General features: G+C 60.2%; 22 protein-coding genes. 14 read left to right on the forward strand and 8 right to left on the reverse strand.

Annotated elements, in window-relative coordinates; all coding sequences use genetic code 11:
- Positions 1-7 precede the first annotated feature (7 nt).
- On the forward strand, positions 8-703 hold the full coding sequence (locus tag I2G20_RS16390; RefSeq protein ID WP_196260820.1) for a fumarylacetoacetate hydrolase family protein: 696 nt from the start codon (positions 8-10) through the stop codon (positions 701-703).
- A gap of 44 nt (positions 704-747) precedes the next feature.
- On the opposite strand, the gene I2G20_RS16395 is transcribed toward I2G20_RS16390, so the two are convergent.
- From I2G20_RS16395 to I2G20_RS16405, 3 genes are read right to left on the reverse strand one after another with little or no spacing between them, the layout of a single operon-like run.
- Positions 748-1,488: a FadR/GntR family transcriptional regulator gene (locus tag I2G20_RS16395; RefSeq protein WP_246473139.1), complete on the reverse strand. Its 741-nt coding sequence runs from the start codon at positions 1,486-1,488 to the stop codon at positions 748-750.
- Positions 1,489-1,532: 44 nt separating this feature from the next.
- The gene (locus I2G20_RS16400) at positions 1,533-2,597 is read right to left on the reverse strand and encodes a Gfo/Idh/MocA family protein (protein ID WP_196260821.1); all 1,065 of its coding nucleotides are present in this window, start codon (positions 2,595-2,597) and stop codon (positions 1,533-1,535) included.
- Positions 2,598-2,605: 8 nt separating this feature from the next.
- A complete protein-coding gene (locus tag I2G20_RS16405) occupies positions 2,606-3,619 on the reverse strand; it encodes a Gfo/Idh/MocA family protein (protein WP_196260822.1) in 1,014 nt (337 codons plus the stop codon).
- Between the two features lie 295 nt (positions 3,620-3,914).
- Between I2G20_RS16405 and I2G20_RS16410 the strand changes: the two genes are divergently transcribed.
- The 8 genes from I2G20_RS16410 (at position 3,915) to mmsB (ending at position 13,536) form a co-directional block, all read left to right on the forward strand.
- Positions 3,915-5,189: an ABC transporter substrate-binding protein gene (locus I2G20_RS16410; RefSeq protein WP_196260823.1), complete on the forward strand. Its 1,275-nt coding sequence runs from the start codon at positions 3,915-3,917 to the stop codon at positions 5,187-5,189.
- A gap of 155 nt (positions 5,190-5,344) precedes the next feature.
- The gene (locus I2G20_RS16415; RefSeq protein ID WP_246473140.1) at positions 5,345-6,343 is read left to right on the forward strand and encodes a carbohydrate ABC transporter permease; all 999 of its coding nucleotides are present in this window, start codon (positions 5,345-5,347) and stop codon (positions 6,341-6,343) included.
- Entirely contained in the window at positions 6,336-7,430 is a 1,095-nt protein-coding gene (locus I2G20_RS16420) for a carbohydrate ABC transporter permease (RefSeq protein ID WP_196260825.1), read from the forward strand. Before I2G20_RS16415 ends, I2G20_RS16420 begins: the two co-directional genes overlap by 8 nt.
- Before the next feature lie 12 nt (positions 7,431-7,442).
- Positions 7,443-8,576 (forward strand): ABC transporter ATP-binding protein, encoded by a 1,134-nt coding sequence (locus tag I2G20_RS16425; protein ID WP_196260826.1) that lies wholly within the window; start codon positions 7,443-7,445, stop codon positions 8,574-8,576.
- A 186-nt stretch (positions 8,577-8,762) separates the two neighbouring features.
- The gene (locus tag I2G20_RS16430) at positions 8,763-9,530 is read left to right on the forward strand and encodes a FadR/GntR family transcriptional regulator (protein ID WP_196260827.1); all 768 of its coding nucleotides are present in this window, start codon (positions 8,763-8,765) and stop codon (positions 9,528-9,530) included.
- A gap of 128 nt (positions 9,531-9,658) precedes the next feature.
- Positions 9,659-10,726 (forward strand): multiple monosaccharide ABC transporter substrate-binding protein, encoded by a 1,068-nt coding sequence (gene chvE, locus I2G20_RS16435; protein WP_196260828.1) that lies wholly within the window; start codon positions 9,659-9,661, stop codon positions 10,724-10,726.
- Between the two features lie 78 nt (positions 10,727-10,804).
- Positions 10,805-12,337: a multiple monosaccharide ABC transporter ATP-binding protein gene (mmsA, locus tag I2G20_RS16440; protein ID WP_196260829.1), complete on the forward strand. Its 1,533-nt coding sequence runs from the start codon at positions 10,805-10,807 to the stop codon at positions 12,335-12,337.
- Positions 12,334-13,536 (forward strand): multiple monosaccharide ABC transporter permease, encoded by a 1,203-nt coding sequence (gene mmsB / locus I2G20_RS16445; RefSeq protein WP_196260830.1) that lies wholly within the window; start codon positions 12,334-12,336, stop codon positions 13,534-13,536. The genes mmsA and mmsB overlap by 4 nt, the downstream gene beginning before the upstream one ends.
- A 129-nt stretch (positions 13,537-13,665) precedes the next feature.
- Here mmsB and I2G20_RS16450 read toward each other — a convergent pair whose 3' ends face one another.
- Both I2G20_RS16450 and I2G20_RS16455 read right to left on the reverse strand, forming a co-directional pair.
- Entirely contained in the window at positions 13,666-14,391 is a 726-nt protein-coding gene (locus I2G20_RS16450) for a response regulator transcription factor (protein ID WP_196260831.1), read from the reverse strand.
- On the reverse strand, positions 14,388-15,656 hold the full coding sequence (locus tag I2G20_RS16455; RefSeq protein WP_196260832.1) for a GAF domain-containing sensor histidine kinase: 1,269 nt from the start codon (positions 15,654-15,656) through the stop codon (positions 14,388-14,390). Before I2G20_RS16455 ends, I2G20_RS16450 begins: the two co-directional genes overlap by 4 nt.
- 230 nt (positions 15,657-15,886) lie before the next feature.
- Between I2G20_RS16455 and I2G20_RS16460 the strand changes: the two genes are divergently transcribed.
- The 5 genes from I2G20_RS16460 to I2G20_RS16480 all read left to right on the forward strand — a co-directional run bounded on the left by I2G20_RS16460 (position 15,887) and on the right by I2G20_RS16480 (position 21,307).
- Positions 15,887-16,903: an ABC transporter substrate-binding protein gene (locus tag I2G20_RS16460; RefSeq protein WP_196260833.1), complete on the forward strand. Its 1,017-nt coding sequence runs from the start codon at positions 15,887-15,889 to the stop codon at positions 16,901-16,903.
- A 62-nt stretch (positions 16,904-16,965) separates the two neighbouring features.
- Positions 16,966-18,471: a sugar ABC transporter ATP-binding protein gene (locus tag I2G20_RS16465; protein ID WP_425502655.1), complete on the forward strand. Its 1,506-nt coding sequence runs from the start codon at positions 16,966-16,968 to the stop codon at positions 18,469-18,471.
- The gene (locus tag I2G20_RS16470) at positions 18,468-19,415 is read left to right on the forward strand and encodes an ABC transporter permease (protein WP_196260834.1); all 948 of its coding nucleotides are present in this window, start codon (positions 18,468-18,470) and stop codon (positions 19,413-19,415) included. The genes I2G20_RS16465 and I2G20_RS16470 overlap by 4 nt, the downstream gene beginning before the upstream one ends.
- A complete protein-coding gene (locus I2G20_RS16475; protein ID WP_246473141.1) occupies positions 19,412-20,359 on the forward strand; it encodes an ABC transporter permease in 948 nt (315 codons plus the stop codon). The genes I2G20_RS16470 and I2G20_RS16475 overlap by 4 nt, the downstream gene beginning before the upstream one ends.
- 33 nt (positions 20,360-20,392) lie before the next feature.
- The gene (locus I2G20_RS16480) at positions 20,393-21,307 is read left to right on the forward strand and encodes an SMP-30/gluconolactonase/LRE family protein (protein ID WP_196260835.1); all 915 of its coding nucleotides are present in this window, start codon (positions 20,393-20,395) and stop codon (positions 21,305-21,307) included.
- Between the two features lie 18 nt (positions 21,308-21,325).
- On the opposite strand, the gene I2G20_RS16485 is transcribed toward I2G20_RS16480, so the two are convergent.
- The 3 genes from I2G20_RS16485 to I2G20_RS16495 all read right to left on the reverse strand — a co-directional run bounded on the left by I2G20_RS16485 (position 21,326) and on the right by I2G20_RS16495 (position 26,700).
- Positions 21,326-23,344, reverse strand: coding sequence for an aldo/keto reductase (locus I2G20_RS16485; RefSeq protein WP_196260836.1), 2,019 nt, complete (start codon positions 23,342-23,344; stop codon positions 21,326-21,328).
- An 80-nt stretch (positions 23,345-23,424) separates the two neighbouring features.
- Positions 23,425-24,492, reverse strand: coding sequence for an ABC transporter ATP-binding protein (locus I2G20_RS16490; protein ID WP_196260837.1), 1,068 nt, complete (start codon positions 24,490-24,492; stop codon positions 23,425-23,427).
- Between the two features lie 9 nt (positions 24,493-24,501).
- Complete coding sequence (locus I2G20_RS16495; RefSeq protein WP_196260838.1) at positions 24,502-26,700, reverse strand: glycoside hydrolase family 2 protein; 2,199 nt, start codon at positions 26,698-26,700, stop codon at positions 24,502-24,504.
- Positions 26,701-26,702 lie beyond the last annotated feature (2 nt).

The following is a 26,702-nucleotide window of genomic DNA, read 5'->3' on the forward strand; positions in this document are numbered from 1 at the left end:
ATATTTTATGGGATATGTGTTTGATCCTATGCCGACGCCAATCCTGGCGGTTGCCGGATCCGACGACCTGCTGCCGGTGCGCCGAATTTTCTGCGTGGGGCGCAATTATGCGGCTCATGCGCGGGAAATGGGTCGCGATCCGGACCGTGAGCCCCCCTTCTTTTTCACCAAGCCAGCCGATGCGGTGGTTCATGACGGCGAGACCGTAAATTATCCTCCGGAGACTGAGAACCTGCACTACGAAGCCGAACTGGTGGCGGTTATCGGCAAGGGGGGCCGCAATATCGCGCAGGCCGATGCCCTCGATCATGTCTGGGGCTATGCGGTCGGCAACGATCTCACCCGGCGCGACCTCCAGTTCCAGGCGCGCGAGCTTGGTCGCCCGTGGGATTGGGGCAAGGCGTTCGACCGGTCGGCCGTCATCGGGCCGGTGCACCCGGTTGCCGACATAGGCCATCCCGACCGCGGTGAAATTCGCCTGGAGGTCAATGGCGAGGTCAAGCAGCAGGCCGATCTGTCCGAGATGATCTGGAGCACGAGCGAGATCGTTTCCCTTCTCTCGCGCTCCATGACCATCAAGCCGGGCGACGTCATCATGACAGGCACCCCCGCTGGGGTCGGCCCGCTCGTGGAAGGCGACGTTTGCGTGGCCTCTATCGAGGGGCTGGGCGAACTGACCACCCGCATCGGTCCAAGGGTGTAGCCCGGCGGCTCCACCTGTTCCGGGCATCTGGCGGGGCCGATTGCCTAGGCCGTCAAATGGCCGCGATCTTCCGCTTCGGAAAATTCGACGATCACGTTGCGGATATGCCGGCCCATCGCCTTTTGGGCGGCGTCGGGATTGCGCTGGCGCAACGCCGCGAGGATGGCGTGATGATCCCCGATCCACAAGGAACGCACGCTGGTTACGTCGATATGCTCGACCAGCTTATGCCACATCGCCGACTGCTGGCGCTGCGACCATAGTGCCTCGACCATTCCCACGATAATCACGTTGCCCGTCATCTTGGCGAGGGCAAAATGAAAGCTCTGATCGCCGCCTTCGTTCCAGAAATCGTGGTCAGGCTCATGAAGCATCCGGGCGATGCACTCTTCGAGCAAGGCGATGTCGTATTGGGTGACCCGGTCGGCGGCGAGTGCGGCTATTCCCGGCTCTATGGCGAGCCTTGCTTCGAGCAACTCAAATGGGCCAGGGCCAATGTCGGCATTGAGGGGCTCGAAACTCACCTGGCATCCCAGCGAGGGGAGCACCACGATACCAGATCGTCCGCGGACCTCGACAACACCACGCATCTCGAGCGCGATTACCGCCTCGCGGACCACGGGACGGCTCACCTGCAGCAATTCAGCCAGTTCGCGCTCCGACGGCATGCGCCAATTCGGATCGTGCTCGTTGGCGCGGATAATCGATGCAATCTTGCGAGCGACGGTCTGGTAGAGCCGATGCTCGCCTGGCGGCGAGCCCTGACGGTGCTGCATTGCGTCCATGATACTGGTACCCTTACCGGCCGATCACCGGACGACTTATAGCGTTACGGAAGCCACGAGCAATAGAGCGGATGCGTCGGGTCGACCGGCAATTTGGCCGGCAGCCCAGTGCGCTGCGAATGATAGGCGGCCGTGACCAGTTCGATGGAGCGGCGCGCATCGGCGACCGTCACTGGCGGTTCGGCGCCCTCGACGAGCGCGGCATGGAACAACTCGAACTGGCGTGTGTAGCCGTCCTCGGTCGGCTCGAACGCTGCAAGTACCTCCTCTATCCGATTTTGATGCGCCTCGTCCCGAGCCGTGAAAACCCACGGGTCGCGTGCCATTGTATAGGGTTCGGTGATGCTTTCGGCGGTCAGATCCGCAAAGCAGAACCGCAACCGCGAAATCTCCTTGTGCGAGCCGAGCGTCATCGAGAGCGTAGCCAGTGAACCGTTGGCCATGCGGACTGCGAGAGCCATCGTGTCCTCGACCTCGATCGGGTTTACCAGCGTCGCACCATAAGCAAAGATTTCGGCGGAAGGGCCATGAACATAGTTGAGCATATCGTGCGCATGGATGGCGTGGCCGAGCAGGCCCCCGCCCAGTTCGGTCGCCCATTTCCCGCGCCAGGGCACTTCATAATAAGCGGGGCCGCGCCACCAATGGGTTTCGATGGTGGTCATGAACGGCGTTCCCGTCAATCCGGCCTCGATGAGCCGTTTGAGCTTCTGCAATCCCGCGCCGTAGCGATACTGGAAGATCGGCATCAGCACGCGGTCAGTTTCATCGAGAATGGCGGCGATGTCATCGACTTGCTTTAGCGATCCGAACAGCGGCTTTTCACATATCACGTGTTTTCCGGCACGGAGCGCCTTCTCACAGAGTTCGAAATGGGTTCCCGGCGGGGTGCAGATGTCGACAATATCGATATCGTCCCGGGCAATTACCTGGTCGAAATCCTCACAAAATTCGGGAAGCCCAAAGGCATCGACAAGCACTTGCCCTCGGTCGGCGTCGAGCGAGCACAGAACCCGCACGTCAAACCGCTCCTTGTTCCAGTTGAACCCCGTGAGGTGCCGCTCGGCAATTCCCGCGCCGATCACGGCTACATTGTACCTGCGTGTCATCTGTCGACCTACCTTTCACCGTTGGTCAGGACGGTTGCGCTTGCCTGGGCTTCGAGCGAGAGCCGGCACACCTCGAATGCGTGGCGCTGGGTCATCGCCGTTTCGGTGCGATCGCGGACGTCTGCGAGGAACTTGTCGAAGTATTCGAGCGGTTCATCTCCACAATCGATGTGGCGGATACCCTCGGAATCGACAATGAACAGGTGATCCTTGCCAGGCCGGCCAGCGATATCGATGTATTTGCGTAGCTCGATATAGCCCTCGGTTCCCAGAATGGTCAGCCGTCCGTCTCCCCACGTGGGCAGTCCCTCAGGGGTAAACCAGTCGACGCGGATATAGCCCGCGCCCTTGTCGCTCGCCAGGAGCACGTCCCCGAAATCCTGGAAGCGCGGGATCTGCGGATGGGCGAAATTACCAACGGTACTGGCAAGGACCCGTGCCGTTTCAGAACCGGTGTAGAACAGAAATTGATCGATCTGGTGGGAGGCGATATCGACGATGATGCCTCCGAACGCATCGGGGTCGAAAAACCATTCCGGTCGCCCCGTCCCGCGCCGGTGTGGACCGGTACCTATTGTCTGAACCACGCGTCCAATCGCTCCGTCGGCGACCAGTTTACCGGCCACGACGGCCGAAGGAACGCAGAATCTTTCGGAAAAGCAGATCGAAAAAATGCGGCCGGTCCGCGCAACCGTCGCCTCGACGGCCTCGAGTTGCTCGAAGGTGGTGACCCCAGGCTTATCGACCATGACATCCTTGCCAGCGTCCATCGCTTGAATCGCCAGCGCTGCACGGTCCCGCGGAACGGCAGCTATACAGATGACATCGATGCTATCATCGGCAAAGATCGCGTCCCGTTCCAACTCGGCCGCATCGGGATAAGTTCTCCTGAACGCGTCGACCAATCCAGGTATGGACGACTCCGGACAAAAGCCAGCGAACTGGGCTCCCGACGCCTTAAGGCCGTTCACGTGCTCGAATATGTGGCCGTGGTCGATGCCGACAGCCGCAAACCTCACCATCTTGGCTTTCTCCTCGCTTCCGCTCAACGCGAATTATTGTTTCTGGACAGACCAGATATCCAAAATTGCGGGCCTGTCAAGCATAGGCCATACCACGCAATGACCGCAAGTTCGGGGCCATGCACCTGTTTAAATACGGGAAAATCCCGGATTTCCTGGCCACTTCTAGATTTTGATCGAAGACAAGTTCCCCCGCCGGAATCTTTCTCCCGCCCCCGGTTGACATTCTGGTAAGGCCAGATAATTCTTTTGAGGTATCGCAGTTGGAGGACTGCGACAATAGGGAGGACTAAACATGAGATTGAAATCCTTGGCAGCCTCTTCTGCTTTGGGTCTGCTGGCCGGGGCGCTGTTCTCGGGCAGTGCCTTCGCGCAGCAAATCACCGTTTACTGCGGCGACAACGATTGCGACACGATGCGCATGATCGCCGATCGGTTCGAAGCGGAACATCCAGGGATGAGCATCAATTTCGAGCTCGTCTCTTACCAGGCCATTCTGGAGGCGCTGCCGGTGCAGCTCGAATCGGGCGAAGGCCCCGATGCCGCCGTGGTCACCGACTTGGGCGGCCTCAGCCGGTATTACCTCGACATTTCCGAGTATGTGGACAGCGATTTCTTCGAAGACGAGTTCGGCGGGACCCTGATCTGGCTTCGCGGTGCCAATCCTGGCAGCGATGCGATCAACGGCATGCCCTTCACACTTACAGTGAATGGCGGCTACGTGAACCTCACCCTCTTCGAGCAGGCCGGCGTTCCCCTACCGGAAGAGGGTGCGACCTGGGACGAATGGGCCGAGGCCACCTCACAGGTTGCGGCAGCGACCGGGACTGAATTCGCCATGTCCATGGACCGTTCGGGGCATCGTTTTGCAAGTCTGGCGATCAGCCACGGCGCGGAACTGGTGGATGAGGAAGGAAATCCGGTTGTCGACGAGGGTCTGAGACTTGCCGTTGAAAAATTCGTCGACTGGCACCAGACTGGCGTCATGCCGATGGATCTCTGGGGCGCGGTTGGCGGCGCGACGCACCGCGAGCTGTTCTCCGATTTCCTCAATGCCAACGTCGTCATGTATTTCGGCGGCTCCTGGGCGCTTTGGCAGATGGATGCCGAGGTCGGCGATCTCTTCGACTGGAAAGTAATCGATGCGCCATGCGGTCCGGGCTCCTGCACCGTCATGCCCGGCGGCGGGGCATTGGTCGGGTTTGCCCATACGCGACACCCTGAAGTGGTCGGTGCCTGGATCGGTTACCTGGCACAGCCCGAAAACATGCGGGAAGTGGTCAGCACGCTTGTGGAAATTCCGGCAGGCCGCACGTTGGTCGAGGATGGCGTCGATTACCCCACGGCGTCGGAACGCACGCAGGAGGCACTGGCAACCTTCACCAACCAGATCCCGAAGATGGCGCCCGCTGCTTATCGTTTCCAGGGCTGGCGCTTCCAGCGGGCCATGATGAATGCGCTGACGACGCGCATCAGTCAGGTTCTCAACAACGAGCTTAGCATCGATGCGGCCCTTGATCGCATCGCGCAGGACGTGAACCTGGCCATCGAAGCGGCAGCCGGGACCTGATGCAGGCTTCGTCGCCTCCCTGAGCGGCGTGACGGGGGCCTGGATACGCTCCGGTCCGACAAGGGCCGAGGCTTCCGGGCCCCCTACTCCTCAGGCAGGCTCCACGCGTCGTTCTCAGGGCGCGTCAGAATTGCGCGATCATCCGGGGAGGCATGATGAGCACCACCAACTGGGTATCCAGAGCCGGCTTCGGCCTTATGTCGCTGCCCGCACGTGTCATCGAACCAGTGATGTCGGGCGTCCAGCGTCTCATCGGCATCAAGCGGATGCCCTGGTTCTTCCTCATCCCCAATCTGACGGCTGTGATGCTCTTCGCGCTCCTGCCAGTGCTCATCAACGTCTTTTATTCGCTGACCGGAAGCGACCGGCTTTACCCGCAGGACCGGCCCTGGGTCGGCGGGCGCAATTATGAGACGCTTTTCGACTGCACGAACTATCTCGATCCCTCAACGTGTTCGCGCGACCTGTTCTGGCGGGCTCTGGGCAATACGCTGACGTTCGTTCCTATCCAGGTCGTGTGCATGATCGGCATCGCGCTCATTACTGCGCTCTGCCTCAACAGGGAGATACGCGGCCGTGGCTTTTTCCGCGGCGTGTTCTTTTTCCCCGTTATGCTCTCGCCGGTTGTCGTCGCCTTGACCTGGCAGTGGATATTGCAGCGCAACGGCGCGCTTAACGGTATTTTTTCCGCAATCGGACTTAACCCCGTCAACTGGCTGGTGTTTCCCAACACTGCCTTCTTCTGGTCGGTATTCGTGACGGTCTGGGCTCATATGGGCTTTTACACGATCATCCTGCTTGCAGGGCTGCAGGCCATACCGCGCGACGTTTATGAAGCCGCGAAAATGGATTCAGCCAGCAACTGGCGCGTGTTCACGAAAATCACCCTACCGCTTTTGCGTCCGGTGCTGCTCGTCGTCTTCATTCTTTCGATGATCCGCTCGGTGCAGACCTTCGACGAGCTTTACATTCTCACGGGGGGCGGGCCGGGCTCGGCCACCATGCTGATGGTTCAATATATCTACGAAATCGGGTTCGCCATTCAGCCCCGCAACTTCGGCCTGGCGGCGGCCGCCTCGCTGCTGCTTGGCGCGGCGCTGCTGGTCTTCACCGCCATCCAACTTCATCTCTCGAGGAGAGCCCAGAATGGTTGACGTCACTTTGGCTCGCAAGTCGGCCCCCTCCGGCACGTTTTCGTGGCTCTTTGCCCGCCGCGGCCGGCAGGGGTTCGATTGGTCGGATGCCCTAACCTACGGCTTCCTGCTACTCGGCGTGCTTGTGATGTTCACGCCCGTGCTGTGGGTCGTCATATCCTCGTTCAAGACGCCAGCCAATCTTTCGGAATTTCCGCCCACGGTCCTTCCCTATTCAGCCGAACGTGTCGAAGTTGAGGGGTACGCACAGCCCCTGCCCCTATTCGAGGTCGCGGGGGAGGATGGTGAAGTGAGACTTCTCGCGCAGATACGGCGGGTCGGGCTCAATGCGCAGATGATCGATCCACAAGACGTGGAAGCCGGTCCGTTCACCGTCCCTGTGGCCAGCGCGGTTCCGTTGCGGCAAGTCAATTTCGTGCTGGAGAACTACACCAATCTTCTCGTCGGCCAGGGTGGAGACATCTGGCGATACGTTTACAACAGCCTGTTCATCACGGTCGTGGCTACGGTCATAACCCTCATCATGAATTCCATGGCTGCGTTCGCGCTCTCGAAATACAAGTTCAGAGGCCGCAATGTAGCGCTGCTCGCGATCCTGGCGACGCTGATGATCCCCGCAACCGTGGTCCTCGTGCCGACATACCTGATCGTCGCGCAACTGGGTCTGGTCGGCAACCTTTGGGGTGTCATACTCCCCACGGTCGCGACGCCGACCGGCGTGTTCCTGCTGCGCCAGTACATGCTGACCATCCCCGACGAATTGATCGAAGCGGCGCGCATGGATCACGCCAGCGAGTGGCGCATTTTCTGGCGGATCATCCTTCCGCTCTCGTCGCCCGCATTGGCGGTTGTCGCCATCTTCTCCATTCTTTCCCGATGGAACGACTTCCTTTTGCCGCTGATCGTCTTGAACCGGCGCGAGGTCTTCACCCTGCAATTGGCGCTGGCATCCTATCAGAACGAGAACGAAATCCGTTACGACCTGCTGCTGTCGATGACGACACTGACCGCCCTGCCGCTGGCACTCTCGTTCATCTTTCTCCAGCGCTACATCACCAGCGGCATCGCTTCCACCGGCATCAAATAGGACACTGGATCCATGGCTAAGCTTGTTCTTGAAAAAGTCGCCAAATCGTTCGGCCTGGTGAACGTGTTGCCGGGGGTCGATCTCGATATCGAGGACGGCGAATTCGTGGTTTTCGTCGGCCCTTCCGGGTGTGGCAAGTCAACGCTTCTGAGGCTCATCGCGGGGCTGGAAGACGTGTCCTCCGGCGATATCCTGATCGACGGAGACAGCGTCACGCACGTTCCGGCCGCCGACCGGGGAGTCGCCATGGTCTTTCAGTCTTACGCTCTCTATCCCCACATGACGGTGCGGCAAAACCTCAGCTTCGGGCTTGAAAACATCAGGATGCAGCGTCCCGAGATCGAACGACGCGTGGGCGAGGCGGCGCGGCTGTTGCAGATCGAACAACTGCTCGAGCGCCGGCCCAAGGAGCTTTCGGGAGGCCAGCGGCAGCGGGTCGCCATCGGCCGTGCCATCACCCGCGATCCCAAGATCTTTCTTTTCGACGAACCGCTTTCCAATCTCGATGCCGAACTTCGAGTGCTGATGCGAATAGAGATTACCCGGCTGCACGAGCGGCTGGGCAACACGATGATTTATGTGACCCACGACCAGATCGAAGCGATGACGATGGCCGACAAGATCGTGGTGCTACGCGGCGGGGTGATCGAGCAGGTCGGGGCGCCTCTCGAGCTCTACAACCAGCCGCGCAACGCCTTTGTCGCAGGCTTTATAGGCTCCCCGCGCATGAATTTCGTCGAAGGGACAATTGGTGAAGTGAGCGGGGAAACATTCACCTTCACCTCCCCCGATCTCCCTGCGATGACTTTGCCCCGCCGAACTGCGTCTCTGGCTGCCGGCCAGAAGGTAAGTGTCGGCGTGCGGCCTGAGGATCTGATCGTCTCCAAGGGCAAAGGGAGCGGCTGGCCGGTCACGGTAAGCGTCGCCGAACAGCACGGAGCCAACAGCTATATTCATTGCTCGCGTCCCAACGGCGAGCCCCTCCTGATCCATCAGCCCGGCCAAAGCGCGGTGGAGCGAGGGGACATCCTCAACGTTTCTCCCGTGCCGGCCCGCTGGCACCTGTTCGATGCTTCGGGTCTCAGAATCGAAATCGAGCCCGGGCAGGAAATGGCACCTCCTATCCTGCATACTGCTATTCAGTAGGCTTACAGCGGCGAAGACCGTAGACCGCAACCCCGCCCCGCGGTCATCCTTAGGTTGGCTGCGGCCAAGGGGCGGTGCCGATCTCACCATCTTTGCGCCACGCCGCTTGTAAACAATATTACAATATGCCTAGAGTGACGCGACGAAGGCGGTGACCCGCACAAAGCGGCGAGGGTGGAGATCGGCATGACCCAGGTTGCATCGGGTATCGAAAGCACGACCGGCGCCAGGCGATCGGGTATCCGGCGCCTTCGCAATTTTCACTCGCAGGTCATTTGGGCGCTGGGCACAGGCATCGTCTCGGGCACCTATGCGGAAGGCCAATTGCTGCCCGGGGATGCGGATTTGATCGAACAGTTCGGCGTGTCCCGGACCGTTGTACGTGAGGCCCTTAAAACGCTTGCTGCCAAAGGGCTCATTGAAGCCAAGGCGCGCGTTGGCACCCGCGTGCTGCCGCGCGCGAGTTGGAACATGTTCGATAGCGACGTGCTCATCTGGCATCTGGAGGGTGGACCTGCACCCGAATTCGTGGTCAGCCTTGGCGAAGTCCGGATGGCAGTCGAGCCCGAGGCTGCGGCGTTGGCTGCCGTTCGACGTACCCAGGAACAGGCGGACATGCTCCATCATTGGGTGACGATGATGGCCCACCCCGGACAGTCTGCGGACGAGTTCGCGTTCCACGATCTCGAATTTCACAGGGTGGTGGCCGAGGCTTCCGGCAATCCGTTCATGGTGTCGCTCAGTGCAGTCGTCGATGTAGCGCTTACAGCCACGTTCACCCTGAGTTCGCCGGTCGAAGGCGGCGAGGCCCTGGAACAGGCTGTACGCTTTCATCGCGGAATCGCGGAATCCATCGCCGAACGCGAACCCGAAAGTGCTCGGGTCTACATGCGCCGGGCCATACAGAGCGGCCTTGACCGCTCCATGAATGCGCTTCGACGCGCGACGCGTTAAGGTAACTTGCGAAGCCCTCTTTACAATAAATCATATTATATGTCAGCTTGCGAGGGTACGGGCACTTGCGGCCCGTGCTCGGAGGTGCCGGGAGAGCTTTCGCGGCAAAAACCTAGGGAGACGTTACAATGAAGTCCATTCTGCTTGGCGCGGGCGCATTCATGCTGGCCGCGTCCATGACCGCCGCGCCGTCCTTCGCACAGGAGCGCGGTTTCGTCGGCATCTCGATGCCGACCCAATCGTCCGCCCGCTGGATCTCGGACGGTAATTCCATGGTGGAACTGTTCGATCAGGCGGGATACGCCACAGATCTTCAATACGCTGAAGACAATATTCCCAACCAGCTTGCCCAGATCGAGAACATGATCGTCCGCGGCGTCGATGTTCTGGTTATCGCTGCGATCGACGGCACCACACTTTCTGCGGCGCTCGAAGAGGCTGCTGCGAACGGGATCAGCGTGATTGCGTATGACCGCCTCATCCGTGGCTCTGAAAATGTCGACTATTATGCAACGTTCGACAATTTCCAGGTTGGCGTGCAGCAGGCACAGTCGCTGCTCGATGGCCTCGGCATTCCGGGCAATTCCGGCCCGTTCAATCTCGAAGTGTTCGGCGGCTCGCCCGACGACAACAACGCCTATTTCTTCTACAACGGCGCTATGAGCGTCCTGCAGCCCCATATCGACGCGGGCACGCTGGTGATCCAGTCCGGCCAGACCGGCATGGATACCGTCGGTACGTTGCGCTGGAGCGGCTCGGTCGCCCAGGCACGCATGGACAACCTCCTCAGCGCCCACTACACCGAAGAACGCGTTGACGCCGTTCTGTCTCCCTATGACGGCCTCTCGATCGGCATCATCTCCTCGCTGCGCGGCGTGGGCTATGGCAGCGATGACCTCCCGATGCCGATCATCTCCGGCCAGGATGCAGAGGTACCGTCGGTGAAGGCGATCCTTGCGGGCGACCAGTACTCGACGATCTTCAAGGATACCCGCGAACTGGCACGCGTGACCGTTGGCATGGTCTCGGCGCTGCTTGCGGGCGGCGAACCCGAGATCAACGATACCGACACCTACGACAACGGCGTGAAGGTCGTCCCCTCCTACCTGCTGCACCCGGTGCTGGTGACGGCGGATAACTGGGAAGACGTCCTGCTCGGTTCCGGATATTATACCCGCGACCAGATCGTCGACTAATACGTCCCTTGCCTTGCGGCGCGGCGGCTCCGCTGCGCCGCAAGGCTTACGGTATCAATCCAGACTTTCCGGTGCGCCATGACTGCCATCCTCGAAATGCGGGGAATCACCAAGACCTTTCCGGGCGTCAACGCGCTGGACAACGTCAACCTGACGGTCGAACAGGGTGAAATCCACGCCCTTGTCGGAGAGAACGGCGCTGGCAAATCGACGCTCATGAAGGTCCTCAGCGGGGTTTATCCGCATGGGGAATATGAAGGGCACATCTATTTCGAAGGCGAAGAAAAACGCTTCGGCGGGATTGCCGATAGCGAGCGCGCCGGGATCGTGATCATCCACCAGGAGCTGGCCCTCGTACCGCTCCTTTCGATCGCAGAGAACATATTTCTGGGCAATGAGCGCGCCTCGCGCGGGGTGATCGACTGGGGCGAGACCTACCGGCGCACCGAGGAACTTCTCGCGCGCGTATCGCTCAAGGAGTCCCCACGCACGAAGGTTACCCATCTGGGACTGGGCAAGCAGCAACTGGTCGAGATCGCCAAGGCGCTGTCCAAGGAAGTCAAACTCCTGATCCTTGATGAACCGACCTCGAGCCTCAACGAAAAGGACAGCCAGGCGTTGCTCGACCTCCTGGTCGATCTCAGGGCCAAGGGTGTCTCCTCTATTCTGATCTCGCACAAGCTCAACGAGATTTCGCAGGTCGCCGACCGCATCACGGTACTGCGCGACGGTGCCACGGTTTCGACGCTCGATTGCCATGCGCGCCAGATCGCGGAAGCCGATATCGTTCGCGACATGGTTGGCCGTCCGCTCAATGATCGCTTCCCCAAGCGCGAAGCTAGCGTCGGGGATACGCTGATCGAAGTGCGGAACTGGACGGCGCATCACCCGGTTCATACCGACCGCAAGGTCGTCAACGACGTGTCGTTCCATGTGCGCGCGGGCGAAGTGATTGGCATAGCCGGCCTCATGGGCGCCGGCCGCACCGAGCTGGCGATGAGTCTGTTCGGCCGGTCGTACGGCGAAAAGATTTCAGGCGAGGTCCTGAAAAGTGGCATGCCGGTCGACGTTTCCACGGTGCAGAAGGCCATCGGCAACGGAATCTGTTATGCAACCGAGGACCGCAAGTCGCTCGGCCTCGTGCTTATCGACACCATTCGCCGCAATATTCCCCTTGCCAACCTGAAGGGCGTTGCCAAAGGTATCGTTATTGACAGGCGCAAGGAACGGGAGGTCGGCGAAAGCTACCGCCGCCGCATGGCCATCAAGAGCTCGAGCATCGACCAGAAGACGGTCAATCTTTCGGGTGGAAACCAACAAAAGGTTGTATTGAGCAAGTGGCTGTTTGCCGGACCCGATGTGCTCATTCTCGATGAGCCCACACGCGGGATCGATGTGGGCGCCAAATACGAGATTTACTCCATCATCAACGACCTTGCCGCCTCCGGTAAGGCGATCATCGTCATTTCTTCGGAAATGCCGGAACTGTTGGGCATCACAGACCGCATCTATGTGATGAATGAGGGAAGCTTTGTGGGTGAATTGCCGATTGCCGAGGCGAGCCAGGAAAAAATAATGAGCATGATACTCAATAAGGGCGAGAGAGCATGACGACCGAAATCTCGACTACGCAAGCACCGTCCAGACGGTCGGCCTCCTTCGATTTCCTGAAGACCCATGTGCGCGAATACGGCATTCTGTTCGCGTTGATCGCGATCATGGCATTCTTCCAGATCGCCACGGACGGCATCTTGCTGCGCCCGGTCAATCTTACCAACCTCGTCCTTCAGAACAGCTACATCGTCATCATGGCGGTGGGTATGCTTATGGTGATCGTCTCTGGCCATATCGACCTGTCGGTCGGCTCGGTGATGGGCTTTATCGGCGCATTGTCGGCAGTGTTGATGGTCAATATGGGCATCCCCTATATTCCCACTGCCATCATCTGCCTCGCGGTCGGGGCGACCATCGGAGCGATGCAGGGCTACTGGATTGCCTATTGGCGGATCCCGAGCTTTATCGTGACGCTTGCCGGCATGCTCGTTTTCAAGGGCATGATGATGGTGCTGCTCAAAGGGCAGTCCATCGGCCCGTTCCCCAACGAGTTCCGGGCCATTTCCTCGGGCTTCATTCCCGATGTCCTGGGTGGCGACGGGCTGCACCTGACGTCGCTGGTGTTGGGAATCCTCACCGCTGCGGCAATCGTCGCCATGGGCGTCATGGCGCGCAACAAGGAAAAGAAGCACGGCATCCCTGATGAACCGTTCCCCTTCTTTGTGGCCCGAAACGTCCTGGTTGCGGGCGCAATCGTCTACCTCACCTATCTGCTCGCCACTTCGCGCGGCCTCCCCAACGTGTTCATCATCATGGCGCTGCTGATCGGCGGCTATAGCTTCATTGCCAAGCACACGACAATCGGCCGTCGAGTTTATGCAGTTGGTGGTAACCAGAAAGCCGCCAAGCTTTCCGGAATCAATTCGGAGCGCCTGACCTTCCTCGTCTTTGCCAATATGGGCATGCTGGCCGCCCTCGCAGGACTCGTTTTCGCAGCCCGCCTCAACATGGCGACCCCCAAGGCGGGTGAAACCTTCGAGCTCGATGTGATCGCGGCGGTGTTCATCGGCGGGGCGTCCATGGCCGGGGGCGTCGGTACCGTCGTGGGCGCGGTGATCGGGGCGTTCATCATGGGCGTCATGAATAACGGCATGTCGATCATGGGCATCGGGATCGACTGGCAGCAGATGATCAAGGGCCTGGTGCTGCTCGCCGCCGTTATCTTCGACGTCTATAATAAGAACAAGGCCGGATAGCGCCACTTTCTCGAAGATCGCCACTGCGATTCAAGTTTGGGAATGCCAGGGAAACAAAATCCTGAAGATCCGGTCTTGCCTGCCAGCAAGACCGGATCTGCAGTTTCCGGCCGGGCAATCAATGCAAAGTCACTGGTGCCGCGCGCGCCATTCGGACAGTTCGAGTTCGGCCTGTTCGAGCGAGTTGGCGTTGAGCAGTTTCCTGAGCAAGGCAACCGAAATGGCGCGGGTCCGAAGGTTGAAGGTTGAGGGCTGCTGCCCTTCCGGCTCGTCCTTGTACAACTCGAGTTTGTCGTAAAGCTGCTGAAGGCGGTTCTGTACACTGCGCAAGGACAGGGACCGGCGATGAGCTATGGCCCGGTCCGTCAACCCGAGCGCGATATCGACGAGCACCTCGTATTCGCTTTCGGTAAACCCGCCGCGGTGCCCGAGGCTCTTTTGTTGCACACCGCGTACTTCGCGGTCGATGACGCACTGGCCCTCAACGAATATCCCGCGCAGCGCAAGCTTGAGCCGTGCATCCGTTGCACTCTTGAGCACATAGCCATAAGCGGCCCCTTCGGGCACGATCCGTGAGACACCACGTACATATGCCTCGTCGGAATAGTTCGACCAGAATAGAATGCAGGTTTCGGGCCGCTCCCGCCATATGTTGCGGGCTGCCTCGATGCCGGTACGCGCATTCATCTGCAGATCCATGACGATATGCAACGCCTTGTGCTCGCGCGCGAGTTGTTCGCCGACGAGCCCATCCGCCGCCTCGATGACTTCCGTGCATTCAGGCAACGCGGCAGCGATTGTGTCGCGTAGATAGGCGCGGTGAAGCGAGTCGTCCTCGACAATCAGCATTTTCATGGTTCGGCCTCTTGCGTGACAGCCTCTGACGCAGGCCCTGGCGCTGTGGCAGCTGGCCGGGGAACACTTATGACAATGGCGGTCCCCTTACCGCCTGGGCCGCTGCTAACGTCCATCTTTGCGCCAATCAATTGCGCCCGCGTCGCGATATTGCCGAGCCCGCCAGAGTTGTAGAGGTCCTCGCCGCGCATCCCGCAACCGTCATCCATGACGCGTGCCTCGATGATCGCCGGTCTGGCTTCCAGGCTCACCGAAACGCTTGTGCACCGCGAATGAAGCACCGCATTGTTGATGGCTTCTTGAACGATCCTGAAAAGGGCGATCCGCACGATGGGTTCGAGCGCATCGATTGCGCCCTCCGTTTCGTCGACAAGCCGGAATACGATGCTGGAGCCGCTGTCGCGCGTCGCACGCTCAAGGTGCGTTTCCACCGCGGACGCGAAGCCGAACAGTTGTAGCACCGAAGGCGTCGCATGCTCGATGATGCGCCGCAACTCCTGCATGCAGCGCTGCAGACTACGCGATATCGGTTCGAGGGATTGGCCCTCGATCTCGGGCCGCTCCGCGAGCCGTTCGATTTGCCGAGTCAGACGGGTCAAGTCCGCCAGCGTCTGGTCGTGCAAGTCCATGCCGATGCGTTGGCGTTCGCGCTCGAGCGCTTCCGTGAGGTTGAGCGCTCCCTGGCGCAACCCCTCCTCCCGGGCGCGAGCCTCGGCCTGCACGATGGCCGAATGCTGTGCCAGCTGGGCTGCTCGCAACGAAAAGAAATAGGGTGCGAGGAGATCGGCTATCGCCTGCGCATTCACTACGTCCTCAAGCGTATATAGACCGGGTTGGTGGGACGAGCAGCTCAGGGCGCCAATCACCTCCCCCTGTACCGTCATGGGTACGTGCAGGCGGCTGCGTAGCGTCTGATCGAAGATCGGACGATCGAAAGCCCCTTCGAAATGGAACCGTGAATCGACGCTCGCATCGTCGGTCAAGATATATCGATCCTCGCCCCAAAGGAGGCTGCGGATAGGGCTTTGCTCAATAGGGGCGGCAGATAGCCGACCCCAATCGGTGTCGATGCCGTTCTCATAGGCTGTATGGTATTTGCCATCGATCATGACGATGCAGACATCGATATGGTCGTGGGGCAGGAATTGGCCTATTTCCACCGCGACGGCTTTGATCGCGGACGCAAATTCGAGCTGGCCGGCAAGCAGTCGCGATATGCCGGCATAATGCTTGAGCAACTCAGCCGGACGTATCCGTTTCCGCATTCTCCCCATCCTCTCGCGCCAATCATAAACCGTCGATCCGGCGATGGCGACCGTAGACGCGCTGCGACGGTTGCGGGTTCCCGCAAAACATTCGCCGATCCCTGCATCGAACATGCTTTTCGAGACCTACCGGCCCTGACGCCCTCAAGGCATTGTCCTTTCCATTCTGGTGCACGCGGTGCGCCTGAGAATCTGGCCGCCGGGAGGGGTGGCCGCAAAGGGAGAGAGACATGAAGATTTCGCAGATGCTCCTGGCATCGGTCGCTGTGCTCGCTATCGGGATGCCGGCAGCAGCCATTGCCGATACCTCGGACAAGCGCATTGCGCTTTCCAACAATTATGCAGGCAATTCATGGCGCCAGGCTATGCTGACCAGCTGGGAGCTGGTGACAGGCGAGGCCGTCAGCGTAGGTGTGGTTGCGGCGGCGGACGCCTTTACCACGGCCGAGAACCAGGCCACCGAACAGGCGGCGCAGATTCAGAACCTTATCCTGCAGGGTTACGACGCCATTGTCTTGAACGCCGCCTCGCCAACCGCTCTCAACGGCGCGGTCCGCGAAGCGTGTGACGCCGGCGTCATCGTCGTTTCGTTCGACGGCATCGTGACTGAGCCATGCGCATGGCGCATTGCCGTCGAATTCCGCGAAATGGGCCGCGTGCAGGTCGAATATCTTGCCGGGCGCATTCCCGAGGGAGGGAATCTCCTCGAAATCCGCGGGCTGGCCGGTGTGTTCGTTGACGACGAGATTTCCGCCGGTATCCATCAGGGCGTCGCAGAGTTTTCCCAGTTCCAGATCGTGGGTTCGGTTCACGGCGATTGGGCACAGGATGTCGCCCAGCGTGCAGTTGCCGGCGTACTTCCCAGCCTGCCACAAATCGACGCTGTCGTAACGCAGGGCGGTGACGGCTACGGTGCGGCCCAAGCCATTGCTGCGGCTGGCCGGGATATGCCCATCATCATCATGGGCAACCGGCAGGACGAAATCGCATGGTGGAAGGAACAAAAGGACGCCAACGGCTACGAAACCATGTCGGTTTCGATTGCGCCGGGCGTTTCCACCCTTGCCTTCTGGGTGGCCCAGCAGATCCTCGATGGTGAAGACGTGCCACAGGATCTCGTGGTTCCCTTCCTTACCATCACGCAGGACACGCTGGAGGAAGCGCTGGAAACGACGCCCGAGGGCGGCGTGGCCAATGTCGAATATTCGCTCGATGATGCCAAGGCTGTGATTGCCGCAGCCAAATAAGACCTCCTGAAGAGGCGGCGTCACTGACTTTGTGCATGACGCCGCCTTCTCTTTCGGAAAATATGGGTGAAGTTCAAGTCGGCATGAGCGTATCTGCGATGGACACCAACATGTCCGAAAGGCCGGTTATCGAAATAACCGGAGCACGGAAGCTGTTCGGGGCCGTAAAAGCGCTCGACGGAGCGGATTTCGCCATAGCGCCCGGCGAATGCGTGGGGCTTGTCGGGCACAACGGTGCCGGCAAATCCACCTTGGTCAATGTCATCAATGGCGGCCTCGGTCTGAACGAGGGGCAGATAACGCTTTCCAGTGGCCAGGTATCGTCCGATTTCTCGATCCGAGTTGCGCGGGCGCAGGGTATCCGGTGCGTGTTTCAGGAGCTTTCGCTATGCCCCAACCTCTCGGTGGTTGAAAACATGCGGATTGCGCATTCGGGACTGTCGGGACCGGGATGGCGCAGCCAGGCACGTTCGATGGTTGATGAGCTTCTCGACAAGATCTTTCCAGGGCATGGAATTGACAGCGGTCGTGCGGTAAGCGAACTGTCGATAGCGCAGCGCCAAATGGCGGAGATCGCGATCGCCTTTTCGAGTCATGGCGCGCCCACCGCTCTCGTCATTCTCGATGAGCCGACGTCCTCCCTCGATGCTTCCCGTGCCGAGCAGCTGATCGCCTATGTCAAAACGTTCAACGCGGCGGGGGGCGCCGTCATTTTCATTTCTCACATTCTGGGCGAGGTGCTCGACGTCTCGGATCGCATTGTCGTAATGCGGGACGGCAAGGTGGTAAGCGACAAGCCTTCGAGCGCCTTCACCGTTGGCAGTCTGGTTCAAGCCATGGGCAGCGTTGCCGCCGAAAGCGCCGGACGGCGGACGGTTGCGAAGCGGGCGGTCAGTGAGGCGCCGGTGATCGCATTTCCCCGCGAGCGGGATGCAGTGGAATTCGAGGCCTTCAAAGGTGAGCTCGTCGGTTTGGCGGGGCTGAGCGGGCACGGGCAAACCCAACTCATCGTCGACCTCTTCATGTCGGTTTCCGGGGACTGGTGGGCTCGGCGCGAGCCCGTAGCGGCCTTTGTGGCCGGAGACCGGATCGTCGATGGCGTCTTTCCGATATGGAGTATCTTGCTCAACATGACCATCGCGGTCCTCGGGCGGTGGCAGCGGTTCGGATTGACCGACCGGGCTCAGGAAGCCGAATACGGACGCACCTGGCACGAGAAGATCGGCATTCGCACGCCGAATCTCGATCATCCCATCCTGTCGCTTTCGGGTGGCAATCAGCAAAAGGCCCTATTCGCTCGGGCGCTGGGGACATCAGCACCGCTTGTGTTGATGGACGACCCCATGCGCGGGGTCGATATCGGCACCAAGCAGGATGTCTACCAAATGCTGCGCGAAGAAGCGGACAGTGGACGTACGTTCATCTGGTACTCGACCGAAATGGACGAAGTCTGCGTGTGCGACCGTGTCTACGTCTTCAGGGAAGGCCGTATCGTCCGCGAATTGGAAGGCGACGCGGTGAGCGAAGAGAATATCCTTGCCGCATCATTCGGGGAGCGCGTGGCATGAAGACTCTTTTTTCTGCCGACAGCCTGCGTATCCTCGTCCCCGCCTTTTCGCTGGCGGCGCTACTCGCTGCGGTCTTTTACCTCCAGCCCCGAACGATGAGCTACATGGGCTTGAACCTGATGTTCAATCTCGCCGTGCCCATCGCGCTGGCAACGATTGCCCAGATGCTCATCATTGCGGTCAACGATCTCGACCTTTCCATCGGCGCTTTCGTTAGCTTTGCGGCCTGCGTAACGGCGACGTTCCTGGAATCAGATCCCTTGATCGGGTTGATCATTCTTGCTGCGGCTGTGGGGGTTTACGCCCTGATGGGCGTTGTCATCTATCTGCGCAATCTGCCGGCAATCGTCGTAACACTGGGCATGAGCTTTGTCTGGTCGGGACTGGCCGTCCTGCTCCTGCCCTCGCCGGGGGGCTCGGCACCCGAGTGGATACGGGCGATCATGACATCCCGGCCGCCCTTCGTTCCAATGGCGATCATTGCCTCGGTGCTGATCGCGATTGTGGCGCATCTCATCGTCATGCGCTCGTCGTTCGGGGTTGTCATGCGGGGCGTCGGAGGCAACAGTCGTTCAGTCGAACGGGCCGGGTGGTCGGTCGTCAAGGTCCGCGCCATGACCTACGCGCTGGCCGGGACATTCGCAGTCATTGCCGGGATCGTGCTGGTTGGATTGACGACTGCCGCCGACGCCAACATCGCGCTGCGCTACACGTTGCTTTCGATTGCCGGGGTTATTCTCGGCGGAGGCGAGTTTGTCGGTGGCAGGGTCTCGCCGATCGGCGCGGTAATCGGCGCGCTGACACTGACGCTGGCCGCGTCCTTCCTGTCGTTCCTGCAGATCTCGCCCGACTGGCAGATCGGCGTCCAGGGTGCCATCCTCATAATCGTGCTCGCCATACGACTCCTGCTCAACCGCAGGGAACGCAGGGAGAAGCGCGCTTGACCCAGTTGGTTTCCATCTACCGAAGCCGTTGGATCTGGTCTTTCGTGGCCGCCGCAGTCGTGTGGACGATCACCGTCATGTTTACGGGCGGGGCCAGCATGGTGGGGCTTACGCAAGCTGCGTTTACCTTCGCTGCCTTCTCGATCATTGTCGGGTTGGGACAGATGTTCGTCATCACGCTTGGTCCAGGCAATGTCGATCTTTCGATCCCGGCGACGATGACGCTTTCGGGTACGGTGGCGCTGAAATTCATCAATGTCGATGCGAGCCTGATCGTACCTGGCTTTCTCATTGCCGCCGGCATCGGGCTGGGCGTGGGACTGGCCAACTATTCGCTGATCAAACTCCTGCGCATTCCGCCGATCATCGCGACGCTTGCGATGAGCTTTATCATCCAGTCCACCGCGATCTGGACGAACAGAGGGCTGCGCATCCGCCCGCCCCAGCCTTTGTCCGATTTCGCGGTCGGCTTCACATTCGGCTTGCCCAATCTCGCCTGGGTGGCGTTGCTGATCTCGGCCCTCATCTACCTATTGCTCGAAAAAAGCGTATTCGGGCGTTGGGTGATAGCGGTGGGGCAAAACATGCGCGCCGCGCGGCTGGCAGGAATACCGGTCGATGGCGTGCGGTGCCTCACCTATGTGCTGTGCGCCGTGCTCGCGGCCATCTGCGGTTTCTTCCTAGCGAGTTTTTCGGGCGGTGCTGCGCTTAATATGGGCGCGGAGTACCTGCTCATGTCCATTGCCGTGGTGGTCATCGGCGGGACATCGGTTGCGGGAGGCGACTCCAATGTACCAGGGATCTGGGGTGCATCGCTCTTCATGTTTCTTGTCGTCTCGATGCTCAACACATATGGCTTCGATGCAGGATACCGGATGATTATGACGGGTATCATCATTATCGGCGTCATCATTGCGGCGAGCAGTCGAACCGTGCGGATTTGAGGGTGCCTCCTCCAAGTATCGAGAGCCAATGTCATGCCTAGTGAAAACCTCTACGAGATTCGCGACGATCGGTTCCGCGACCTGATCATCCTCAATGCTTTTCTCGAGGAACTCTATTCCGATTGCCTCTGGGCAGAGGGGCCGGTCTGGTGCGAGGATTGGCGGCATCTGATCTGGAGCGATATTCCCAACAACCGTATGCTACGCTGGTCGCCGGAGACGGGCGTATCCGTTTTCCGGGCACCGTCGAATTTCGCCAACGGCAACACACGCGATCGGAACGGACGTCTCATCAGTTGCGAGCACGGCGCACGCCGCGTGGTCCGGGCCGAGCCCGATGGTGGCCTCACTGTCCTCGCTGACAGTTTCGAGGGCGGAAAACTCAACTCACCCAACGATGTGGTCGTCCATGAGGACGGCGCCGTGTGGTTCACCGACCCCACCTACGGCATTCTCTCCGATTATGAGGGTTACAAGGCGGAGCCCGAGCAGGCACGCCGACGCGTTTATCGCATCGATGGAGCCACGGGGAACATCACGGCGGTCGTTGACGATTTCGTTCAGCCCAACGGGCTCGCTTTTTCGCCCGACTTCAAAAAACTCTATGTGGCCGATTCCGGACGGAGCCATGACAGCGCCGCACCGCACCACATCCGGGTGTTCGATGTGGGCGACGGCGGGCGTCTCAGCGGAGGCGCCGTATTTGCCGAAATCGACACTGGCGTGCCGGACGGTTTCAGGCTGGACACTGAGGGACGGGTGTGGACCAGTGCCGGCGATGGCGTCCATTGTTTCGATCCCGACGGCACGCTGCTGGGTAAAATCCGAATACCGCAGACTGTTGCAAATCTGACTTTCGGCGGACCTCGGCGCGCCCAGTTGTTTATTGTGGCGACGCGATCACTTTACGCGATCCATGTGAACGCGCGCGGCTGCGCGCGTCCGTGACTTCTGCCTCCGAGAACGCTACTCTTCTTCCTCCTGAAGCAACCAGGCAATATCGGCAGGTTCGAGCGCGATATCGAGAGCCTCGAGGCTGTCGTCAAGCTCCGCCAAGGTTCTTGGGCCGATGAGCGGAACGACCGGGAAAGGCTGCGCGAGGCAGTAGGCCAGAGCAACATGGATGGGCTTCTTGCCCAGTCGCTGTGCCATCTCGATGGCGCGATCCCGCCGCGAAAAGTTTTCCTCCGAATACCAGGTGCGGACCAGTTCGGCGTTGGCGGTTTTATCGCGGCCCGCAAGGTCGGTAAAAAAGCCGCGCGCCTGGCTCGACCAGGCGAAGTTGGGGATATTCCGGGCAGCCAGCCAAGTACGCCAATCCTTGTCCGAGGCGGCAACACAGCCTTCCCAGATCGGGTCCTGCATTTCGGCGAGCGCAAAATTGTTCGAAAGCGCGCCGGGGGCTGTCTTGCCATTGCGATCGGCATAGTCCACCGCTTCGTCGAACCGCTCCCGGGTCCAGTTCGAGCCGCCGAACGGGCCGCGGATACGACCGCGTTTCACTTCCGCGTCCATCGCATCGACAAACTCGCCCACCGGCACATCGGGGTTGTCCCGGTGCATGAAATAAACATCGACATGGTCGGTCTTGAGCCGCTCGAGGCTGCGATCGAGCTGTTTGGCGATGACGTCGGGATAAGTGAGCGGCGAGTGGCACCCCTTGCCGATGATCACGAGATTATCGCGCACGCCGCGCGAGCTATGCCAATCGCCGAGCAGGGATTCGGTGATGCCGTTGCCATAGATGAAGGCAGTGTCGAGCGCGTTGCCGCCTGTCTCATAGAAGGCATCGAGCAATATGGCCGCGCTCGAAAAGGTACGGAAATCCTCAAAGCCCAGCGCTACGCGGGAAATGGACTTTTTCAGGCCGGGAATGGCTATCTGCCCGATGCGGTCCGTTTTGACCGCCAACTTCTCGCCCTTGAGAGTCTTCGTTCGGAGTGTCGGTCTTTCGATTTCGTATTCCAGACCAGCAGCTTGGCGCCATTTGTCGAGGACTCTTAGATTACCTAGCGTATCGTCCCAGCTCATGCCAGGCGCATCGAACTGGGTTTTTCCGGCCCGAATAGCCTGGGAGGCTGCCTCGGCCTCAAAGGCATAGAGCCAGCGTTGTTCGGCAAACTCGATCGTTTCGCTCGTGCCGTCCGGGCGTATGATCTTGACGGGGTTCGTACCGCCAGTGCGCCCGGTGGCGAACCAGAAATCCTTGACCTCCAGCCTGCCTTTCGTGCCCAGCACGCGCAGGACGTTGTCCTGTGCCAGTGAAACCGAACAGGAAACCTCGGCAAGAATTCCGTTGGGAAACTTGAGAACGGCAGCGGCCCATTCGTCGACACCGGTTTCGCCCAGATGGGCAGCCCCGGTCACGAGGTCTGGCTCGAGGAAGGGTTTTCCGGCGACAGCGGCCGCGATCAACCGCGCCATCGACACGGGATAACAGCCGACGTCGAGAATACCTCCACCAGCCAGCGCGTTTGCATAAAGGCGGTGTTCGGGCATGACACTGGGCATGGCAAAGCCGAACGTCGATTTGATCGCGCGCACCTCGCCGATATCGCCCGAAGCGATGAGATCGAGAAGCCCCTGGGTCATGGGGTGGTGCCGATACATGACGGCCTCGCCCATGAAAGTGCCCGCCTTGCGCGCGGCATGGAACATGGCATCGGCCTCGAAAGCCGTCAGCGCCATCGGCTTTTCGCACAGCACATGCTTGCCCGCCTCGGCGGCCTTGATGGCCCACTCGACGTGCAACGGATGCGGGGTCGCTATATAGATGGCCTCCACTTCGGGATCTGCAAGAAGAGCATCGTAGCCCGCGAGAACGCGAGCACCCGGGAAGTGTTCGTCATATCCGGACTTGTCCGGATTGCGGGCGCCTATCGCCACCAGTTCTCCCGACGAGGATCGGGACAGGCCGGCTGCAAAAGCGCGGGCTATGGCACCGGGACCCAGAATACCCCAGCGGACCTTGGCGGGCAGTGACATCTCAAATCGGCCTTTCTATCTATTGTATCGGCGAACGGAATTACCGCCAGCCGGTCTGTCGGTCGGGCTGTTTCCCAAGGCTAGCTGACCCTAAGGCCCTGAGAATCGAAAAACATCAGTTTGGCAGGATCGAACGCGGCCTCGAATTTGTCACCTGGCTTGAAAGCGCGACCATCGTGCATTCCCACGGTGAGGATTTCCCGCCCGCCATTGCCAGCATATACGAAGGTTTCTCCTCCGAGGTGCTCGACGATCTCGGCGGTCACGGCGAGCCGAGCCGAGCCGTTCGGGCCGAAATGCTCGGGCCTGATCCCTGCGACAAGCCTGGTTCCGTCCGGCACCTTTCCAGAGACCGGCCCCAGGGGAATTTTCTGGCCATCGTAATGGGCCAGCAACAGGCTCCCGTTTTCCACGACGCCTTCGAGGAAATTCATTTTCGGCGACCCGATGAAGCCGGCGACAAACTGGTTCGCGGGATCGTCGTAAAGATCGAGCGGTGTGCCGACCTGTTCGATTACCCCGTCGCGCAACACGACAATCTTGTCGGCCAGGGTCATCGCCTCGACCTGGTCGTGGGTCACGTAGATGATGGTGGTCTGGAGTTCCTTGTGCAGGCGCGCGATTTCAATGCGCATGTGCACGCGCAGTTCCGCATCGAGATTGGAGAGCGGCTCATCGAAGAGGAAAACCTCCGGATGTCGGACGATGGCGCGCCCGATGGCGACGCGCTGACGCTGGCCACCCGAGAGCTCCTTGGGACGACGATCGAGCAGGTTCTCAAGTTCGAGGATCCGTGCCGCTTCGCGCACTTGCCGCTCGATCTCGGACTTGGGCACACCGGCAAAGCGCAAGGCAAAGCCCATGTTGTCGCGCACCGTCATGTGCGGATAGAGCGCGTAGGACTGGAACACCATCGCGATGCCGCGTTTGGACGGGTCAACGTCGTTGACCACCCTGTCGCCGATGATGACGTCGCCTTGCGAGATCGTTTCGAGACCGGCGATGATGCGCAACAAGGTGGACTTGCCGCACCCGGACGGTCCGACGAATACGACGAATTCCTTGGGCTTGATTTCGAGATCAACCCCCCGGATCACCTCTAGCGCCCCGTAGGACTTCCTTACACCCTTTAGCTCGACCCCACTCATTCCCTCCCCCTATCGCGCCGTCAGGTCGATCGTTACCGACCCGATGCGTGCGTGTGAGACGCGTGCCTGTATCGGGCCTGCGCCTGTGCTCCTGAGCCAGAACCCCGTGGAACCACCGAGAACGGGAACCACGTCGGGGCCGATCAATTTGGCCGGCCCCTCGAGCGCTATCGTCACGGGATCGAAGAGGTACGGCAGCTTATTGCCAGCCTGGTCCAGGACCCGCACGACGACGCGCACCGTTTCATGGCGTTCAACCCAGGAGGTATCGGCAATGACCTCGAGGCGCGTCGGCTTGGGATCGGCCGTGAACCGGGCTGTCGCCACCGTCTTTCCATCAAGAAACCCGGTGATCGTCCCATGCTGCCACAACCAGCCCCAACTGCCGATTTCCGACTGGGAGACGTGGCGATGATCTATCACCACCGGCGGATGCGGCAGGTGGGGGTAGTTCTCACGGTCCGGTACCACGCGCTTGGGCGGGTTGTCGCCGTACTGCAGCTCCACCTCATCGCAATTGGTGAGGATGATCAGCGGCAGGACGCCGCCGATGTTGCGCTCGCCCCGGGCCCACAACGTGACCGGCTTGAGGATGACTTCTTCGGACGGCTCGCACTGGCTGGCATAAACATAGGCGGCGAACTTGGGTTCGCGGAACATGTCCATGACCCCGTGATAGCAAATCCTGTCGCCCGATCCGAAATCCTTGTGGGTATTGTAATCGAATGCGCACCAGCCGATTGCCCCGGCGATTTCGGGGTCGCCATAAGCGGCGTTCAGCACTTCGAGATGCCGCCGAACATGCTCGGCCTGACGCTGCTCCTGGTCGTATGATTTGGTAGGGTACATGTGCCCGTTGAATTCCGTCACCATATAGGGCACCCGGTGATCGAGGCCGGTGACTTCGCGCTGGGGACGCAGAGGCGTGCGGGGGCGGTTGCCGCCCAGTTCCTCATGGCCGAGCATGAAGTCGTTCATCGTATAGACGTCTTCGAGCAGTTCGCTGTCGGTGATGCAGCGCACGCCGGCCGTCGGCCGGGTGATATCGAGCTCGCGCGCCGCCGCATTGGTCTTGAGATAGAATTCGTGGTTATCGGCAGACTCGTTGATGCGAACGCCCCACATGACGATCGAGGGATGATTCCAGTCGCGCCGTATCATCCTCCGCACGTTCTCTACGGACTCGGCCTGCCAGGCTTGGCCGCCGATATGCTGCCAGCCCGGGATTTCTTCAAAGACGAGCAGGCCGATTTCGTCACAACGGTCTAGGAAGTAGGTCGATTGCGGGTAGTGCGAGGTGCGCACCATGTTGAGCTTGAGTTCGTGTTTGAGAATTTCGGCATCGCGGATCTGGGCTGACCGCCCCATCGCATATCCGGCATAGGGAAACGACTGGTGGCGGTTGAGCCCACGCAGTTGCAGTTTCCGGCCATTGAGCCAGAAGCCTTCGGTGTTGAAGGCGACATCGCGGAAGCCGAACCGGGTGGATGTCGCATCCTTGCCGTTCGCCGTCTCGAGCGCGAGAACAAGCGTATAGAGGACCGGGCTATCGACGTCCCAAAGGCGGATCGAACCGAGACCTTCCAGCGACATCTCGACCTTTTCACCGGTCACTGACGATCGGGTACGCGCGATTTCGGTTCCCGTGGCATCCTTGAGAACCGCCGTCAGTTCGCCGTCGAGCGGCACTCGGTTGGGATTGCTCAGTTCGGCCATGATCCGGACGATCTTATTCCCGGCCAGCACATCGGGCGTTTCGATCTTGACGTTGGCCAGCGACACCGGATCGGTCACTCTCAGCCATACATCGCGATAGATACCGGCATAGGTGAGGTAGTCGATCATGCCGCCGAACGGTGGAATTTCCGGATTCTCACTGCCGTCGATATGGACAGTCAGAACATTCTCTCCATCCGACAGTCTGTCCGTAAGCCTTGCCTCAAAGGGCGTATAGCCGTCCTTGTGTTCGGCGATGACCTCGCCGTTGAGTTCAACGCGCGTGTTGGCGATGACGCCATCGAACACGATGACGGCGTCGCGTCCGCGCCAAGCCGCATCGGCCGTGAAGCGCTTTTCATAGGTGAAGGGGCGCTGGTAGACGCGCTCGTCGAAATAAGAAAAGGGCAGTTCGACTGCAGAATGGGGCAGACGCACTTCCTCCCGTCCCTCGAACAGCCAGCCGTCGTTGAAATTTGTAACCGTGCGCATGA

Source organism: Pelagibacterium limicola, from assembly GCF_015694405.1.
In the GTDB taxonomy this organism is placed as follows: domain Bacteria; phylum Pseudomonadota; class Alphaproteobacteria; order Rhizobiales; family Devosiaceae; genus Pelagibacterium; species Pelagibacterium limicola.